The organism is Weissella sp. ESL1177 (genome assembly GCF_058107185.1).
The window spans coordinates 1474683-1489870 of the sequence record NZ_CM176591.1 but is presented as its reverse complement, the minus strand read 5'-3'; the positions used below and the strand labels follow the sequence as shown (position 1 = coordinate 1489870).

Here is a 15188-nt window from a genome sequence, read left to right as displayed (position 1 = left end):
GCTCATGAACGCCAAAGAATTAATTGCGCGCGTTATGGCTTTACAGCCTCAGTTGATTGCGCAACTACAAAAGGCGTTAGCAAGCCATCAGCTTGCTCACGCTTTTTTATTTACTGGACCAGCTGGTCGTGGCCAAGAATTGGTTGCTGACTGGCTAGCGATGCGTTTGATGTGTCAACATGTAACAGCTGATGGTCAACCAGATGGTCATTGTGATCAATGCCAACGTATTGCGAAGCATGAACATCCAGATGTTATTGAAGTACAGCCAGATGGTAAAAGCATCAAAGTTGATCAAGTACGTTTTTTGAAAGATGAATTTAGTAAGACTGCGGTTGAAGGTCATCAAAAAATATTTATTATTGCTGGTGCTGATACAATGACAACTGGTGCTGCGAATGGGTTACTAAAATTTATTGAAGAGCCTGCAGCTGGTCAGACAGCCATTTTAATTGCTGAAAATCGTGCGCAAATCTTACCAACGATTATTTCCCGAACACAGGTTGTGGCATTTTCAGCAACCGGGCAAACACAGTTTAAAGATGAGCTTCTTGCAATGGGGTACCAAGAAAGTCAAGTATCATTAGTACAAGCTTTAACCGATAGTTCAACAATAGCTCAGGACTGGTTAGTTGATGATTGGTTTACTCAAGCAACGCGAGCAATTGCAGAATTAGTCACGGCTATTTTAAAAAATTCTGATCAAGCATTTACATTAGTGCACACTACCTTTATGCCCTTGGCGAATGACCCAACCAGGCATCAGGTGCTATTAATGATGTTTGCGCAAGCATGGCGTGACATTCTATTAACTAAAGCAACGGGTCAGACACACAATCATTTTTCACAAGATTGGACTGGAGCAGCCCAACGTTATCAGACTGATGTTATTTTGGCAGTCGTCCGTATTGTGTTAAAGGCATCACAACGGTTGCAAAAGAATATTAATTTCCAAACGACATTAGAAGCCACGATATTAGAAAGTCAATTTAAGTTAGCAGGTTTATCATGAAACAACAGAAAAGTTTTGGGACACAAACAACGGGTACTTTGTACTTAGTACCAACACCAATTGGCAATTTAGGTGATATGACACATCGATCAATCCAAGTGATGCAAATGGTAGCGCTGATTGCTGCGGAAGATACACGTCATACGCAACAGTTATTGAATCAATTTGATATCACAACGAAACAAATTTCGTTTCATGAACATAACAAAGAGACTCGGATACCAGAATTGATTGCACGATTACAAGCTGGTGATAGTATTGCTCAAGTATCAGATGCAGGGATGCCATCAATTTCTGATCCAGGTCATGAACTTGTTAAGGCAGCTATTTTAGCAGATATACCAGTCGTACCGATCCCAGGTGCTAGTGCAGGCATTACCGCATTGATTGCTTCTGGTCTAACGCCCCAACCTTTTTTGTTTTATGGTTTTTTACCGCGTAAACCAAAAGAGCAGCAACAAATATTGCAAACACTAAAAATGCATCAAGAAACAATGATTTTTTATGAAGCACCACATCGACTAGCAAAGACGTTACAATCCGTTGAAAAATCCTTTGGACCTGAGCGCCAAATCGTTTTAGCACGTGAATTAACGAAACGCTATGAAGAATTTTTACGTGGTACGGTGTCAGAATTAGCCAATTGGGCAACGACGCATGAAGTTCGCGGTGAATTCGTCATGCTTGTTAGTGGTAATGATCAAGTTGCTGAATTAGTCGATGAAGACCCATTGGCCGCATTGTCGCCCATTGAAGCAGTCCAAGCGTTAATAACGACGGGGTTAAAACCCACAGCAGCAATTAAGCAAATTGCAAAGCAACGATCACTTGATCGTCAAACACTTTATTTAGAATATCAAGGAGAAAAGAATTAATGGCTGTAGAATTTCGTATGCCACATGATGTGGTTTACTATGAAGCAGATGTAACTGGTAAATTGAGCCTGCCAATGATTTTTAATTTGGCAATTTTAAGTTCAACGCAACAATCAATTGATTTAAACATCGGTCCCGACTATACCCACGAAAAAGGATTAGGTTGGATCGTTTTACAACAAGAAGTTAAAATCAAGCGTCGTCCTAAAGATGGTGAAAAAATCATTTTGACCACAAAAGCAAAACAATTTAATCCTTTTTTTGCAAAGCGTGAGTATCGTTTGCTTGATCAAGTAGGCCAAGATTTAGTCGTGATGGACAGCTTGTTTTCAATGATTGATATGAACAAACGAAAATTAGCACGTATTCCTAAGGATATGTCTGAGGCATATCAACCTGAACATGTGCGCAAAATTCCACGTTCAACAGAAGTTATTGCTTTTGATGACACAAAAGCACCAGATTATGAGCAAGAATACGTTGTACGTTATCTAGATATTGATTCTAACCAACATGTTAATAATTCGAAATATGCTGATTGGATGACTGATGTGTTACCAGGGTCATTTTTAAAAACGCATGAACCAACTGCAATGAATATTAAATATGAACACGAAGTTTTGCCAGGTAATAAAATAAAGTCAGAAGTACAATTTGCTGATAATATGACAAAGCATCGGATTTGGTTTGGTGATGTGCTTTCAGCAGAAGCAGTGATTGAGTGGACGTTAGCAAAAAATTAAGCTAAACTAAGAGTAATTAAGACGATAAGGAGAATTGAAATGTCTGTATTAGTACTTGGGGGAGCTGGCTATATTGGTTCTCATATGGTTGCAACATTGTTAGCAGATCATCGGGATGTTGTCGTTGTTGATAATTTGTTAACAGGACATCGTGCGGCAGTGCCAGAAGGGGTGCCATTCTACGAAGTTGATATTCGTGATAAAGCAGCATTGTCAGAAGTTTTTGAAAAAGAAAATATTGAACAAGTGGTGCATTTTGCCGCATCATCAATTGTGCCAGAATCAGTTGAAAAGCCATTAATGTATTTTGATAATAACGTTTACGGTATGATCAATTTGCTTGAAGTGATGTTAGACTTTGACGTCAAGCAAATTGTTTTCTCATCAACGGCAGCTACATATGGTGTTGCAAAGGAAAATCCAATCAAGGAAACGACACCACAAAATCCAATTAATCCTTATGGTGAGTCAAAACTCCAAATGGAACATATTATGAAGTGGGCTGACCAAGCTTATGGTTTGAAGTGGGTCGCATTACGATATTTCAATGTTGCTGGTGCAAAGGCGGATGGTTCAATTGGTGAAGATCACCCAACTGAAACGCATTTAGTACCAATTATTTTACAAACAGCATTGGGTCAACGTGAAAAAATTATGATGTTTGGTGATGACTATAACACGCCAGACGGATTCAATGTGCGTGACTATGTGCATGTGATGGACTTGGCAGATGCCCATGTATTAGCACTGGATTACTTGGCAAAAGGTAATGAGTCTAATCAATTTAACTTAGGTTCAGCCAATGGCTTTTCAGTAAAGCAAATGGTTGAAGCTGCTCGTGAAGCAACTGGTCAACCAATTCCTGCAGAAGTTGGTCCACGTCGCGCCGGTGATCCTGATTCATTAGTGGCTTCATCTGCTAAAGCACGTGAAGTACTTGGTTGGGAACCAAAGTACGATGATGTTAAGGAAATTATTAGTACGGCTTGGAACTGGCTTCAAAAGCATCCAAACGGCTATGCCGATCGTTAAATATAATCAAAGAATCCATGTGATGTTGACTTGAAAATTTAGGTTATTGGTCAAATTGTACTGATAGCAGAATTATTTAATTAAATAGCTTAAACATTAAGCAGCTGAATTTTTCATAAATTTAGTTGCTTTTTGTCTGTAGCTTTGCGAATAAAAACTATCTTTGAAGGCAATTAATATGCGCAAACGAAACATTTTAAAGTTTCGAAAACCATAGGCAGTCCGTTTAATGGCTTTAATTTTGTTATTAGCCCCTTCAACGGGACCGTTTGAGAACGGGTAAATAAAACTGTTTTTAATTTCTGGTAGGTGCTTACGCAAGGTCCGTTGGGCCTTTTTCATAGTTTCTGGCAAATGTTGGAAACGAGTTTCTTGCGTATTTGTTGTAACAGCTATTTGCAGTTGTTCAAAATCTTTATATCGTACGGCGTAAAGGATGTCTTGATAAAAATTATAAGCTGAACGTAGCTCTGGTGATAAGGTTAATAATCGATCGATGACCTCTTGATCGGTTAAATAAGCATAACGATAGTTTCGACGCTTTCGAAAATCAGTATAATTCAAAGTGGTTTCATCTTTCAAAAGCAGTTTCCAATATCGCTTTAACTGGCGATAAGCTCGTGAATCTGTACCATAGGATTTCATCGTTTGGATACGTGTTTGGTTTAATGCACGGTAAACTTGTGTGACAACATGAAATCTGTCGGCGATGATTTGAGCGTGTGGAAACAAGTCATGAATTATATTGCGATAAGGACTAAATAAATCAACGGTAATGGTTTTAACAGCAGCACGCGCTGCTGCTGAATATTGCTCAAAGTAATGGCGAAGACTATGATCGCCACGTTCACGCATGATATCTAATACGCGGTAGGTTGTACTGTCCATTAAAATCATGCTCATACCACTATTTTCCGCAAAGTTACCAGACTTAAAATCATCAAAAGCAATATGCTGAGGTAGATAATGAAAACTTGTTTTGTTGTAAGTAAAGAGTCCTTGCGCTTGACGCATCACAGTGTGTGATGAAATGTTATAGGCTTGGGCGATATGTTTTTGGCTAACATTTTCACTTAACTCCATGGCAGCTGCTTGTTTAACATTCGTCATGATATGATCACCTGATTTAATATCAGAAAATTCAGCTAGTGCTGTTCGATGACATTGTGGGCAGATGTATTTTTGTTTGCGAATCGCTAGCTGATTAAATATATTGGCAGCACGAGAGGCGATATGTTGGACGAATTTCATGCCATTCTTATTCATTAAACAAGCACAATGTGGACAATAATTATCATAAGATAATTTCAAATGCCAAATTTGTTGTCGAACGCCATTTTTTAAGACCGTGGTCATCACCTCCGAGGCTTGATCATCTAATTCAATACGTGTGTCTTTAATTCCGAGTAAAATCTTGATATACTTATCCATGTTAGAGGTCCTTTCAAAGGGATTTTGTGAGACAGACTAGTGGCTGCTGGTCTGTTTTTTTGTGTTTATAAATGAATTATACAAAAACAACAAAAAAAGCACTAATGACTAATCTGTCAGATTAGCTATCAGTACCAAATATTGTAGAACCAAAATTTATTCAAGTTGCTGAGCAGGGGTTCTTTTTGTTTGGATTCAAACGATTAAATCTGTTGTTCTGATGAATTTGCGGTAAAATAAGTAATAGTATTCTACAAATAGAGGAGTCAGGTGATATGAAGACCATTGCTTTTGATACAAGCAATCAACCCTTAAGTGTGGCATTATTTGAAAATGATCAATTAATTGACCAACGTGAAACCAATGTGCGTCGTAACCATTCAACACAATTATTACCTTTTATTGATGAATTAATGAAGCAAGCTCATTGGACACCACAGGATTTAGACAATGTCATTGTTAGTCAAGGACCCGGTTCGTATACCGGTTTGCGAATTGCCGTAACAACTGCTAAGACACTCGCTTTTACGCTACGATTATCATTAACAGGTATTTCGAGCTTAGCGTTATTAGCAACCAATGTACAGGAAAATCACGTAACAATTGTGCCAATCATGGATGCTCGTAATCAAAATATTTATGCGGCCCAATACCAATGGCAGGATGAACACTTAGTTACGCTTCAAGCAGATAGTCATATGAATATTGAGTCCCTATATGCGGCGTTGGCAAAAACAACGCAGCCAATTATTTTTGTTGGGGAATGGCAACGTTTTGAAGAACAATTACGGACATTGTTACCGCAAGCAACTTTTGCAAAGGATAATTTACCACATGCAGCTAATTGTTTACGATTAGCAAAAGATGGTCAAACGTTGACTGATATGGCGGATATTCATCAATTTGTGCCAAATTACCATCGACTATCGCAGGCGGAGGCAGATTGGGCAAAACTGCATCCAGAAGATCGAGGTGGACATGCCTATGTGGAAAAAGTTTAGTCAATGGGCACATTGGTTAGGAAAATCGTTACCAGAAGAGGTACAACGCCATCAAACAATCGTTATCAAAGGGCTCGAATTTGACTTAATGCCAGCCAAGAAACAAGATTTAGAGGATATGGTCGCACTTGAGCAAGCGGCATATGATGGTCATGTTTTGTGGCCATTAGAAGCGTTTGCCGAAGAATTACATCGGACGCGTGACCGTCTCTATATAGTTGTACGCCAACCAGAAACTGGTTCTTTGGTTGCGTTAGTTGGGGCAGCTTTTCGACCGGGTATTCATGAAGTACATATTACAAACATCATGGTTGTACCACATTGGCAAGGACGTGGTATTGGCACATTTTTGGTAACCTACATGATGACCATTGCCCAACAAATTAATTTTCATCGTATTTCATTAGAAGTACGCGTCTCAAATAAACGTGCGCAGGCATTATATGAACGATTAGGCTTTCAAGTTATTCGTCGTAAAGTACATTATTATGGTGAAAATGGTGAGGATGCTTTTGATATGGCACAAATATTAGGAGACCAAATCAATCATGAACTTCTTATCTAAAGATGATATGACAGCTGAGCAATTGTATCAGGTAGCAAATAATGCTTACCAAGCTGGCTCACCTTGGCAATTGCGAACATTTGAAAAAGATTTAGCAAATGAATACACGCATTATATTGGTTTAGTTGTTGAGAATCAATTAATTGGGTTTGCAGGGGGCGTTTACCTAGATAATGTATTGGATATCAGTAATGTGGCCATTGTAAAAACACAACAAGGTCACCATTTTGGGGGACGCTTATTACAAGCTTGGTTTGATGAATTTCCTGATGAGACAACAGTATTATTAGAAGTTCGGACTGGTAATTTTGCTGCAAAACATCTTTATCAGCGATTTGGGTTTAAAATCTATCGTCAACGGCGGGCATATTATAAACAGCCGGTTGAAGATGCTGATTTAATGATGCAACAATTACCAGTCACGTTAAAGGAGTAAAAAATGACAGAAACACGATATATCATGGCGTTTGAATCAAGTGCTGATGAAACAAGTGTTGCCATAATTAAAAATGGTGTTGAAATCATTAGTTTAGAGACAGCGACACAGATAAAAAGTCATCAACGTTTTGGTGGTATTGTACCAGAAGTTGCTAGTCGTCATCATATTGAACAGGTTACTATTTTAGCGGACGCTGCACTAACTGATGCTAACTTAACTTATGACGATTTAACAGCGATTGGTGTGACGCAGGGACCAGGCTTGGTTGGAGCATTATTGGTCGGTGTGACTGCTGCGAAAACAATTGCGTGGGCACATCAATTGCCACTAGTGCCTGTCTTACATTTAGCGGGTCATATCAGCGCTGCAAATTTTGTAGAGCCGATTCAATATCCAGCATTGGCATTGATGGTTTCTGGTGGACATACAGAATTAGTGCTCATGCCACATGAGTATGAGTATGTCGTGATTGGTGATACGCGTGATGACGCAGCTGGCGAAAGTTATGATAAAGTTGGTCGGACAATGGGCTTAAAGTATCCAGCTGGTAAAACATTGGATGAGATGGCACATCGTGGTCAGCCAAACTATCAGTTACCAAGAGCATTGATTAACGATGATGCTTATGATTTTTCCTTTTCAGGATTGAAAAGTGCTGTCATTAATTTATTGCATAATGCGGATCAGCGTGGTGAATCAGTTGATCATGATGATCTGGCGGCTTCGTTTCAAGCAGCGGTCGTTGAAGTATTAGTCACAAAAACTGCGCGTGCATTAGATTATTATCCAGTGAAGTCATTTATCGTTGCTGGTGGTGTTGCTGCAAATCATGGTTTACGTGATGCATTAGCAAATATGATGGCAAAGCGTCCAGAAATAATGTTTATCCCTGTACCAATTAAGTTGGCTGGTGATAATGCGGCGATGATTGGTGCAGCAGTTGATATTGCGTATCGTCATGGTAAACGTGGTGATTGGACATTAAATGCGGACCCGGCACTTGAATTTGATTATGCTGAAGATGAATAATGAAAAGGACGCCCTTTATAAAAAGAGCGTCCTTTTTTGTGATTTTCTACTATATAAATAGTTAATTAATTTGCACGTTCTAATAGTGCTTCACTAATGGCAATTAATGTATCCTTTGCTTCACTATCGGGCAGTTTGTCTAAATAATCTAATGCGACAGTTGTATAGTCACTCGCAAGATTTGCAGCCTCGTCCACAGCACCAGTTGCCACAACTAAATCACGTAGTTGTAAGGCCTCTTCGTTAGTGATGAGTTCTTGCTTAGCTAAGAGTGCTTGGATATCATCATTATCTTGCATCGCAATGATGAGTGGTGCTGAATAAACGCCTTCGCGAACATCTTGTAAGGTTGGCTTACCGAGGTCTTGGTTGGTTGCTTGATAATCTAAAATATCATCCAATATTTGGAACGCCATCCCAACGTTAAAAGCAAATTCAGTGACAAGATCAACAAATTCTTCAGGGGCATCACCATTAGTTGCACCAAGTTGTGCTGATAAAACAAACAAGGCTGCTGTCTTGCCAGCAATTTGTTCTTTATAGTCAGCAAGGGTCGTGTGTCGATCATAGTGATTCGTTCGTTGTGTTAACTCACCAGTTAAAATATCATCTAATAATTTTGTTGCTTGGCGAACGATCGACATATCATCAGTATGATAAGCCAATGTTCTAAACGTGGCAGCAAAAAGGTAGTCACCAGCGTAGGCAGCAATGTCTTTACCAAAGCGTGCTTGGATACTTGGCGCATGGCGTCGTTCAGGAGAATCATCAATAATATCATCATGAACCAACGTTGCTGTGTGAAGCATCTCAACAGCTGCTGCAATATGGTTCAAATTTGACGTATTACCTGGATAGAATTGACCGATAATAACTGCGAAGGCTGGACGTAACATTTTGCCGCCGCCTCTGAACATATCCAATAATGCTTGTTCAACTTCCGCATCATTTGCATGCAGCGAATTTTGAATAATTAACAACACATCTTGGAGTTCCTTTTTAATTATTGGATAATTATCCCACATAGGGTGAATTTGCATAAGTGATTGTTTCATTAATTTGGAATTCCTTAAATCTACTATATTGTAAAACATAAATTGACATAACATCTTTTAAACTAATTTCTATTATATATTAAAAAAAGGTAATCGACAGGCAATTTTTCATCTATAAAAAATAATTAACAAATACAAGTGTTTATATTGGCAATTATTTTGAAAATTGTGTATGATAATAAACGTTGTGATGCAAAGTGCAGTAAAAAATATTTCAATGAATTGCGATAAAGTGCTTGCTTATCAAGTATGACTGCTGTATCATAAACAAGTACGCTAAAAGAAGGACAACATAACTGTGTCCCTCTGTTAGTGTGCGTTGACGAGCAATGATGTGGGAGGTTGCGACACACCCGGCAGCATTGCCACGAGGCCCATTGCCATGGAGCCTTGTGGGGCGTGTCGGTAGTTTCCACGGAGTTAGTTTCATATTCCAATATGGACGAAGGGAGAATTTATATCATGGCAAATAAGAAGATTCGTATCCGTTTAAAGGCTTACGAGCATAAGATTTTGGATTCATCAGCTGAAAAGATTGTTGAAACCGCAAAGCGTACAGGTGCTGAAATTTCAGGTCCTATTCCATTGCCAACAGAACGTACGATTTACACAGTTTTGAGTTCACCTCACAAGCACAAGGATGCACGTGAGCAATTCGAATTGCGTACACACAAGCGTTTGATTGACATCATGAACCCAACTGCTAAGACAGTCGATGCATTGTCAAAGTTGGAGTTGCCAAGCGGTGTTGATATCGAAATTAAGTTGTAATTCTTATAGCTTAGATTATAGATAATAAACTTGCCTGGTTATGCATCTAACTAACCGAAAATTAGATTTACTATTTGAAAAGGAGATAGTCATGACTACTAAGGGTATCTTAGGCCGCAAAGTCGGCATGACTCAGGTATTTACTGAGACTGGTGAACTTATCCCTGTAACAGTTATTGAAGCTACGCCAAACGTTGTTCTTCAAGTTAAGACATTGGAAAATGACGGTTACAGCGCAATTCAATTGGGTTACCAAGATAAGCGCCAAGTTTTGAGCAACAAACCTGAGCAAGGTCACGTTGCCAAAGCAAACACGACCCCTAAGCGCTACATTCGTGAAATCCGCGATGCTGAGGGAGAATTCAATGTTGGGGATGAAGTTAAGGTTGACATTTTCGCTGCTGGCGAAGCTGTTGATGTAACTGGAATCACAAAGGGTCATGGTTACCAAGGTAACATCAAGAAGGATGGCCAATCTCGTGGACCTATGGCTCACGGATCTCGTTATCACCGTCGTCCTGGTTCATTGGGTGCCATTATTAACCGTGTATTCAAAGGTAAGAAGTTGCCTGGACGCATGGGTAACAATAAGCGTACTGTACAAAACTTGCAAGTTGTTCGCGTTGATGTAGAAAATAACGTGATCTTGGTTAAGGGTAATGTTCCTGGTGCCAACAAGTCACTTGTTACTGTAAAGTACTCAAAGAAAGCTAAGTAATAAGGACGAAGGGAGGAAAATAACATGACTAAGGTTGCTTTGTTTAAGCAAGACGGTTCAAATGCTGGTGATATTGAATTAAATGATTCAGTATTCGGTGTTGAGCCAAACAACAATGTCATTACGGATGCCGTATTGATGCAACGCGCTTCAATGCGTCAAGGAACTCACGCCGTAAAGAACCGTTCAGCGGTTTCTGGTGGTGGAAAGAAGCCTTGGCGTCAAAAGGGAACGGGTCGTGCCCGTCAAGGATCAATTCGTTCACCACAATGGCGTGGTGGTGGAATTGTCTTCGGACCTACACCACGTTCATATGCCTACAAGATGCCTAAGAAGGCTTACCGTTTGGCATTGAAGTCAGTGTTGTCACAAAAGGTTTTGGATTCATCATTGGTCGTTGTTGATGCATTGTCATTTGACGCACCAAAGACAAAAGAATTTAAGGCAGTTTTGAACAACTTAAACGTAAATGAAAAGACGTTGGTTGTCTTGGACGATGATAATGCTAATGCAGCATTAGCAGCACGTAACTTAGAAAACGTGACTGTTATGACTGCTAAGGGTGTTAACGTGCTTGACGTAATCAACAACGATAAGTTGGTTGTTGTACAATCAGCTTTGGCACAAGTTGAGGAGGTTTTGGCATAATGGACGCACGCGATATCATTTTGCGCCCGGTCATCACTGAACAAACGATGAACGTTTTAGATGAGAAGCGTTACACGTTTGAAGTTGATGTTCGCGCCACTAAGCCACAAATTAAGCGCGCTGTTGAAGAAATTTTTGACGTTAAAGTTGAAAAAATCAACACAGCAAACGTACGTGGTAAGTTGAAGCGTCAAGGACGCTTTGCTGGTTACACTAAGAAGCGTAAGAAGGCAACTGTTAAGTTGTCTGCCGCTTCAAAGGACATTCAATTGTTCAACGAAAACTAATTAGGAGGAAATTAGCGTGGCTATCAAGAAGTACAAGCCAACCTCTAACGGTCGTCGTAACATGACGTCTTCAGATTTTTCTGAAATCACTAAGACGACGCCTGAAAAGAGCTTGTTGGAATCAAAGTCAAACACTGGTGCTCGTAATTCATACGGTCACATGACTGTACGCCACCGTGGTGGTGGACATAAGCGCCAATATCGTATTATCGACTTCAAGCGTACTAAGGATGATGTACCAGCTAAGGTTGTTGCGATCGAATACGATCCTAACCGTACTGCAAACATCGCTTTGCTACAATACACTGATGGTACTAAGGCATATATCTTGGCACCTAAGGGCTTGGAAGTTGGTATGACAGTTCAATCTGGAAAAGATGCTGATATTAAAGTAGGTAATGCTCTACCATTGGCAAATATTCCTGATGGAACTCAAATCCACAATATTGAATTGAAGCCAGGTCATGGTGGACAATTAGTTCGCTCAGCCGGAGCTTCAGCTCAAGTTTTGGGTAAGGAAGGAAAGTACGTACTAGTTCGCCTACAATCTGGTGAAGTACGTATGATCCTAGCCGTAAATCGTGCCACAGTTGGTGTTGTTGGAAACGAACAACACTCATTGATTAACTGGGGTAAAGCTGGTCGTCGTCGTTGGAAGGGTCAACGTCCACACGTTCGTGGTTCTGTTATGAATCCTAACGATCACCCTCATGGAGGTGGTGAAGGAAAGGCTCCTATCGGACGTCCATCACCATTGTCACCATGGGGTAAGAAGACAGCTGGTAAGAAGACTCGTAACGTTAAGGCTCGTTCATCGAAGTTTATCGTTCGTGGTCGTAAGAACAAATAAAATATAGTATCCAGCTATTATAAGTTTTTAAAAAACGAGAGGAGGACCTCGAAATGGGTCGTAGCCTAAAAAAAGGGCCATTTGCTGATGCTTCTTTGTTAAAGAAGGTTGAAGCTGCTAACGCTTCAGACAAGCATACTGTCATCAAGACTTGGTCACGTCGCTCAACGATTTTCCCTAGCTTCATTGGATTAACTTTTGCAGTTTACGATGGTCGTAAGCATATGCCAGTCTTAGTACAAGAAGACATGGTTGGTCACAAGCTCGGAGAGTTCGTTCCTACGCGTACGTTCCGCGGACACGCAGCAGACGATAAAGCAACTAAGCGTAAGTAATTAGGAGGACAATACAATGGCTGAACAAATCACGTCAGCACGCGCCACGGCCAAAATCGTTCGTGTCGCTCCACGTAAGGTCCGCCTAGTGCTTGACCAAGTTCGTGGTAAGTCTGTGGCAGAAGCATTTGCAATTTTGCAATTTATGCCTAACCACAGCTCAGAAGATGTATATAAAGTGTTGAACTCAGCAGTAGCAAACGCTGAGAACAACTTCTCATTAGATCGCGAAGATTTGGTAGTTACTGAAGCCTTTGCAAACGAAGGACCAACGTTAAAGCGTTTCCGTCCACGTGCCAAGGGATCAGCTTCACCAATCAACAAGCGTACAAGCCACATTACAATTGTGGTAAAAGAAAAGTAAGGAGGATTGAGTCATGGGTCACAAAATTAACCCAACTGGTATGCGTGTCGGCATCATCCGCGACTGGGATGCAAAATGGTACGCTAACAAGAAGGACTTCGCAACAACTTTGCATGAAGATTTAAAGTTGCGTGAGTACATCGAAGCTAAGTTGGCCGAAGCATCAATTTCACGTGTTGAAATTGAACGTACTGCTAACCGTGTTAATATCTCAATCCACACTGCTAAGCCAGGTATGGTTATTGGTAAAGGTGGATCTGAAGTTGATGCATTGCGTAACGAACTTGCTAAGATCGTTGCCAAAGGTGAACGTGTTCACATCAACATCATTGAGATTAAGAAGCCTGATTTGGACGCCCACTTGGTAGGCTCACAAATTGCAGCAGATTTGGTTCGCCGTGTGGCTTTCCGTCGTGCAATGCGTAGTGCTATCCAACGTGCAATGCGTGCTGGTGCCAAGGGTATCAAGACACAAGTTTCTGGACGTTTGAACGGTGCAGATATGGCTCGTATTGAGCAATATACAGAGGGTACAGTGCCTTTGCACACATTGCGTGCAGACATTGACTACTCATGGGATGAGGCAACAACTACTTATGGTCAAATCGGAGTTAAGACTTGGATTTACCGTGGTGATATCTTGCCAGAGAAAAAGTCAGTAAAGAAGCAAGGAGGCGAGTAACATGCTAGTTCCAAAGCGTGTAAAGTACCGTCGACCACATCGCGGTAAGATGCGTGGTGAGGCTAAAGGTGGTAAGACAGTAGCTTTTGGAGATTTCGGTTTACAAGCTACTGAATCACACTGGATTACAAACCGTCAAATCGAGGCTGCTCGTATTGCTATGACGCGTTACATGAAGCGTGGTGGTAAAGTATGGATCAAGATTTTTCCACACTTGTCATACACTTCAAAGGGTGTTGGTGTTCGTATGGGTAACGGAAAAGGTACCCCAGAAGGCTGGGTAGCACCTGTTAAGCGCGGCAAGGTATTATTTGAAGTTGCCGGTGTTCCCGAAGAGGTTGCCCGTGAAGCCTTGCGTCTCGCATCTAACAAGTTGCCAGTCAAGACGAAAATCTTGGCTCGTCAAGTGGAGGGTGAATAATGAAGATCAAGGATCAACAAAACGAAATCAAGGGTCTCAGCCAAGCTGAGCTGGTTGCCAAGGAAAAGAGCTACAAGGAAGAGTTATTCAACTTGCGTTTCCAATTAGCTACAGGTCAACTTGAGAACACGGCTCGATTGTCAGAAGTACGTAAGCAAATCGCCCGTATTAAGACGATCATTCGTCAACAAGAATTGAACAAGTAGACTAAGAGAGGAGACCGTTCGTTATGACTGAAGCTCGTAACACACGTAAGGTTTACCAAGGCCGCGTGGTTTCAGATAAGATGGATAAGACAATTACTGTTGCCATTAACACTTACAAGAACCACCCAGTTTATGGTAAGCGTGTTAAGTACACGAAGAAGTTTAAGGCTCACGATGAGAACAACGAAGCTAAAGCAGGTGATTTGGTACGTATCATGGAGACACGTCCAACGTCAGCTACAAAGCGCTTCCGTTTGGTAGAAATCGTCGAGAAGGCCGTTATTATCTAATCGTTTAATCTCGAATCTTACCAATAACGGAAGGAGGACAAAATCGTGATTCAACAAGAAAGTCGTTTAAAGGTTGCTGATAACTCAGGGGCACGTGAGATCTTGACTATCAAGGTATTGGGTGGATCTGGTCGTAAGTTCGCCGGAATCGGTGACATGATCGTTGCAACTGTTAAGCAAGCTATTCCTGGTGGAAATGTTAAGAAGGGTGACGTTGTTAAAGCCGTTATCGTTCGTACTGCTGCTAGTACTCACCGCGCTGATGGTTCATACATCAGTTTCGATGAAAACGCTGCTGTTATCGTTAAAGATGACAAGAGTCCTGTAGGTACACGTATCTTCGGACCTGTTGCGCGTGAATTGCGTGACAATGATTACATGCGTATTGTGTCATTGGCACCTGAAGTATTGTAATTACCATCATTAAATCAAGG

General features: G+C 40.7%; 22 protein-coding genes. 20 read left to right on the top strand and 2 right to left on the bottom strand.

Annotated elements, in window-relative coordinates; translation table 11 throughout:
• Nucleotides 1–4 precede the first annotated feature (4 nt).
• The 4 genes from holB to galE are packed head-to-tail and all read left to right on the top strand — an operon-like array spanning nt 5 to nt 3662.
• Nucleotides 5–1012 carry a DNA polymerase III subunit delta' gene (holB, locus tag AC3B5D_RS07290; RefSeq protein WP_489840695.1) on the top strand — a complete coding sequence of 336 codons (1008 nt, stop codon included), beginning with the start codon at nt 5–7 and terminating at the stop codon, nt 1010–1012.
• Complete coding sequence (gene rsmI / locus AC3B5D_RS07285) at nt 1009–1887, top strand: 16S rRNA (cytidine(1402)-2'-O)-methyltransferase (protein ID WP_489840696.1); 879 nt, start codon at nt 1009–1011, stop codon at nt 1885–1887. The genes holB and rsmI overlap by 4 nt, the downstream gene beginning before the upstream one ends.
• The gene (locus tag AC3B5D_RS07280) at nt 1887–2630 is read left to right on the top strand and encodes an acyl-[acyl-carrier-protein] thioesterase (RefSeq protein ID WP_489840697.1); all 744 of its coding nucleotides are present in this window, start codon (nt 1887–1889) and stop codon (nt 2628–2630) included. The genes rsmI and AC3B5D_RS07280 overlap by 1 nt, the downstream gene beginning before the upstream one ends.
• Nucleotides 2631–2669: 39 nt before the next feature.
• The gene (gene galE, locus AC3B5D_RS07275) at nt 2670–3662 is read left to right on the top strand and encodes a UDP-glucose 4-epimerase GalE (RefSeq protein ID WP_489840698.1); all 993 of its coding nucleotides are present in this window, start codon (nt 2670–2672) and stop codon (nt 3660–3662) included.
• Nucleotides 3663–3758: 96 nt separating this feature from the next.
• Here galE and AC3B5D_RS07270 read toward each other — a convergent pair whose 3' ends face one another.
• Nucleotides 3759–5093, bottom strand: coding sequence for an ISL3 family transposase (locus tag AC3B5D_RS07270; protein ID WP_489839388.1), 1335 nt, complete (start codon nt 5091–5093; stop codon nt 3759–3761).
• 275 nt (nt 5094–5368) lie between these two features.
• Between AC3B5D_RS07270 and tsaB the strand changes: the two genes are divergently transcribed.
• From tsaB to tsaD, 4 genes are read left to right on the top strand one after another with little or no spacing between them, the layout of a single operon-like run.
• Complete coding sequence (gene tsaB / locus AC3B5D_RS07265) at nt 5369–6094, top strand: tRNA (adenosine(37)-N6)-threonylcarbamoyltransferase complex dimerization subunit type 1 TsaB (protein WP_489840699.1); 726 nt, start codon at nt 5369–5371, stop codon at nt 6092–6094.
• Nucleotides 6078–6659, top strand: a complete 582-nt coding sequence (gene rimI / locus AC3B5D_RS07260) for a ribosomal protein S18-alanine N-acetyltransferase (protein WP_489840700.1) — start codon at nt 6078–6080, stop codon at nt 6657–6659. Before tsaB ends, rimI (AC3B5D_RS07260) begins: the two co-directional genes overlap by 17 nt.
• Nucleotides 6643–7095 (top strand): ribosomal protein S18-alanine N-acetyltransferase, encoded by a 453-nt coding sequence (rimI, locus tag AC3B5D_RS07255; protein ID WP_489840701.1) that lies wholly within the window; start codon nt 6643–6645, stop codon nt 7093–7095. The genes rimI (AC3B5D_RS07260) and rimI (AC3B5D_RS07255) overlap by 17 nt, the downstream gene beginning before the upstream one ends.
• 3 nt (nt 7096–7098) lie before the next feature.
• Complete coding sequence (gene tsaD, locus AC3B5D_RS07250; protein WP_489840702.1) at nt 7099–8127, top strand: tRNA (adenosine(37)-N6)-threonylcarbamoyltransferase complex transferase subunit TsaD; 1029 nt, start codon at nt 7099–7101, stop codon at nt 8125–8127.
• 65 nt (nt 8128–8192) lie between these two features.
• On the opposite strand, the gene AC3B5D_RS07245 is transcribed toward tsaD, so the two are convergent.
• A complete protein-coding gene (locus tag AC3B5D_RS07245; protein ID WP_489840703.1) occupies nt 8193–9182 on the bottom strand; it encodes a polyprenyl synthetase family protein in 990 nt (329 codons plus the stop codon).
• Between the two features lie 462 nt (nt 9183–9644).
• Between AC3B5D_RS07245 and rpsJ the strand changes: the two genes are divergently transcribed.
• The 12 genes from rpsJ (at nt 9645) to rplN (ending at nt 15168) form a co-directional block, all read left to right on the top strand.
• Nucleotides 9645–9953 carry a 30S ribosomal protein S10 gene (gene rpsJ, locus AC3B5D_RS07240; RefSeq protein ID WP_489840704.1) on the top strand — a complete coding sequence of 103 codons (309 nt, stop codon included), beginning with the start codon at nt 9645–9647 and terminating at the stop codon, nt 9951–9953.
• Between the two features lie 91 nt (nt 9954–10044).
• Nucleotides 10045–10671: a 50S ribosomal protein L3 gene (rplC, locus tag AC3B5D_RS07235; protein WP_489840705.1), complete on the top strand. Its 627-nt coding sequence runs from the start codon at nt 10045–10047 to the stop codon at nt 10669–10671.
• 24 nt (nt 10672–10695) lie between these two features.
• Nucleotides 10696–11319, top strand: a complete 624-nt coding sequence (rplD, locus tag AC3B5D_RS07230; RefSeq protein WP_075270321.1) for a 50S ribosomal protein L4 — start codon at nt 10696–10698, stop codon at nt 11317–11319.
• Nucleotides 11319–11606: a 50S ribosomal protein L23 gene (gene rplW / locus AC3B5D_RS07225; RefSeq protein ID WP_489840706.1), complete on the top strand. Its 288-nt coding sequence runs from the start codon at nt 11319–11321 to the stop codon at nt 11604–11606. Before rplD ends, rplW begins: the two co-directional genes overlap by 1 nt.
• Before the next feature lie 16 nt (nt 11607–11622).
• On the top strand, nt 11623–12456 hold the full coding sequence (rplB, locus tag AC3B5D_RS07220) for a 50S ribosomal protein L2 (protein WP_489840707.1): 834 nt from the start codon (nt 11623–11625) through the stop codon (nt 12454–12456).
• Nucleotides 12457–12509: 53 nt separating this feature from the next.
• Nucleotides 12510–12791, top strand: a complete 282-nt coding sequence (gene rpsS / locus AC3B5D_RS07215; RefSeq protein WP_489840708.1) for a 30S ribosomal protein S19 — start codon at nt 12510–12512, stop codon at nt 12789–12791.
• A gap of 16 nt (nt 12792–12807) precedes the next feature.
• Complete coding sequence (rplV, locus tag AC3B5D_RS07210) at nt 12808–13155, top strand: 50S ribosomal protein L22 (protein ID WP_489840709.1); 348 nt, start codon at nt 12808–12810, stop codon at nt 13153–13155.
• A 13-nt stretch (nt 13156–13168) separates the two neighbouring features.
• Nucleotides 13169–13837, top strand: coding sequence for a 30S ribosomal protein S3 (rpsC, locus tag AC3B5D_RS07205; protein ID WP_489840710.1), 669 nt, complete (start codon nt 13169–13171; stop codon nt 13835–13837).
• A gap of 1 nt (nt 13838) precedes the next feature.
• On the top strand, nt 13839–14258 hold the full coding sequence (gene rplP, locus AC3B5D_RS07200) for a 50S ribosomal protein L16 (RefSeq protein ID WP_002827982.1): 420 nt from the start codon (nt 13839–13841) through the stop codon (nt 14256–14258).
• Nucleotides 14258–14464 carry a 50S ribosomal protein L29 gene (gene rpmC / locus AC3B5D_RS07195; RefSeq protein WP_489840711.1) on the top strand — a complete coding sequence of 69 codons (207 nt, stop codon included), beginning with the start codon at nt 14258–14260 and terminating at the stop codon, nt 14462–14464. The genes rplP and rpmC overlap by 1 nt, the downstream gene beginning before the upstream one ends.
• 23 nt (nt 14465–14487) lie before the next feature.
• Nucleotides 14488–14754: a 30S ribosomal protein S17 gene (rpsQ, locus tag AC3B5D_RS07190; RefSeq protein WP_489840712.1), complete on the top strand. Its 267-nt coding sequence runs from the start codon at nt 14488–14490 to the stop codon at nt 14752–14754.
• Between the two features lie 45 nt (nt 14755–14799).
• Complete coding sequence (rplN, locus tag AC3B5D_RS07185; protein WP_002827979.1) at nt 14800–15168, top strand: 50S ribosomal protein L14; 369 nt, start codon at nt 14800–14802, stop codon at nt 15166–15168.
• The last annotated feature ends 20 nt before the right edge of the window (nt 15169–15188 follow it).

Excerpts from the sequence above, each read along its gene's own strand:
- rplP (WP_002827982.1), top strand. The coding sequence starts at position 13,839 with ATGCTAGTTCCAAAGCGTGTAAAGTACCGTCGACCACATCGCGGTAAG.
- rpsJ (WP_489840704.1), top strand. The coding sequence starts at position 9,645 with ATGGCAAATAAGAAGATTCGTATCCGTTTAAAGGCTTACGAGCATAAG.
- tsaD (WP_489840702.1), top strand. The coding sequence starts at position 7,099 with ATGACAGAAACACGATATATCATGGCGTTTGAATCAAGTGCTGATGAA.
- rpsS (WP_489840708.1), top strand. The coding sequence starts at position 12,510 with ATGGGTCGTAGCCTAAAAAAAGGGCCATTTGCTGATGCTTCTTTGTTA.
- tsaB (WP_489840699.1), top strand. The coding sequence starts at position 5,369 with ATGAAGACCATTGCTTTTGATACAAGCAATCAACCCTTAAGTGTGGCA.
- rplW (WP_489840706.1), top strand. The coding sequence starts at position 11,319 with ATGGACGCACGCGATATCATTTTGCGCCCGGTCATCACTGAACAAACG.
- rimI (WP_489840701.1), top strand. The coding sequence starts at position 6,643 with ATGAACTTCTTATCTAAAGATGATATGACAGCTGAGCAATTGTATCAG.
- rpsC (WP_489840710.1), top strand. The coding sequence starts at position 13,169 with ATGGGTCACAAAATTAACCCAACTGGTATGCGTGTCGGCATCATCCGC.
- AC3B5D_RS07280 (WP_489840697.1), top strand. The coding sequence starts at position 1,887 with ATGGCTGTAGAATTTCGTATGCCACATGATGTGGTTTACTATGAAGCA.
- AC3B5D_RS07245 (WP_489840703.1), bottom strand. The coding sequence starts at position 9,182 with ATGAAACAATCACTTATGCAAATTCACCCTATGTGGGATAATTATCCA.
- rsmI (WP_489840696.1), top strand. The coding sequence starts at position 1,009 with ATGAAACAACAGAAAAGTTTTGGGACACAAACAACGGGTACTTTGTAC.
- galE (WP_489840698.1), top strand. The coding sequence starts at position 2,670 with ATGTCTGTATTAGTACTTGGGGGAGCTGGCTATATTGGTTCTCATATG.
- rplD (WP_075270321.1), top strand. The coding sequence starts at position 10,696 with ATGACTAAGGTTGCTTTGTTTAAGCAAGACGGTTCAAATGCTGGTGAT.
- AC3B5D_RS07270 (WP_489839388.1), bottom strand. The coding sequence starts at position 5,093 with ATGGATAAGTATATCAAGATTTTACTCGGAATTAAAGACACACGTATT.
- rpsQ (WP_489840712.1), top strand. The coding sequence starts at position 14,488 with ATGACTGAAGCTCGTAACACACGTAAGGTTTACCAAGGCCGCGTGGTT.
- rpmC (WP_489840711.1), top strand. The coding sequence starts at position 14,258 with ATGAAGATCAAGGATCAACAAAACGAAATCAAGGGTCTCAGCCAAGCT.
- rplC (WP_489840705.1), top strand. The coding sequence starts at position 10,045 with ATGACTACTAAGGGTATCTTAGGCCGCAAAGTCGGCATGACTCAGGTA.
- holB (WP_489840695.1), top strand. The coding sequence starts at position 5 with ATGAACGCCAAAGAATTAATTGCGCGCGTTATGGCTTTACAGCCTCAG.
- rplV (WP_489840709.1), top strand. The coding sequence starts at position 12,808 with ATGGCTGAACAAATCACGTCAGCACGCGCCACGGCCAAAATCGTTCGT.
- rimI (WP_489840700.1), top strand. The coding sequence starts at position 6,078 with ATGTGGAAAAAGTTTAGTCAATGGGCACATTGGTTAGGAAAATCGTTA.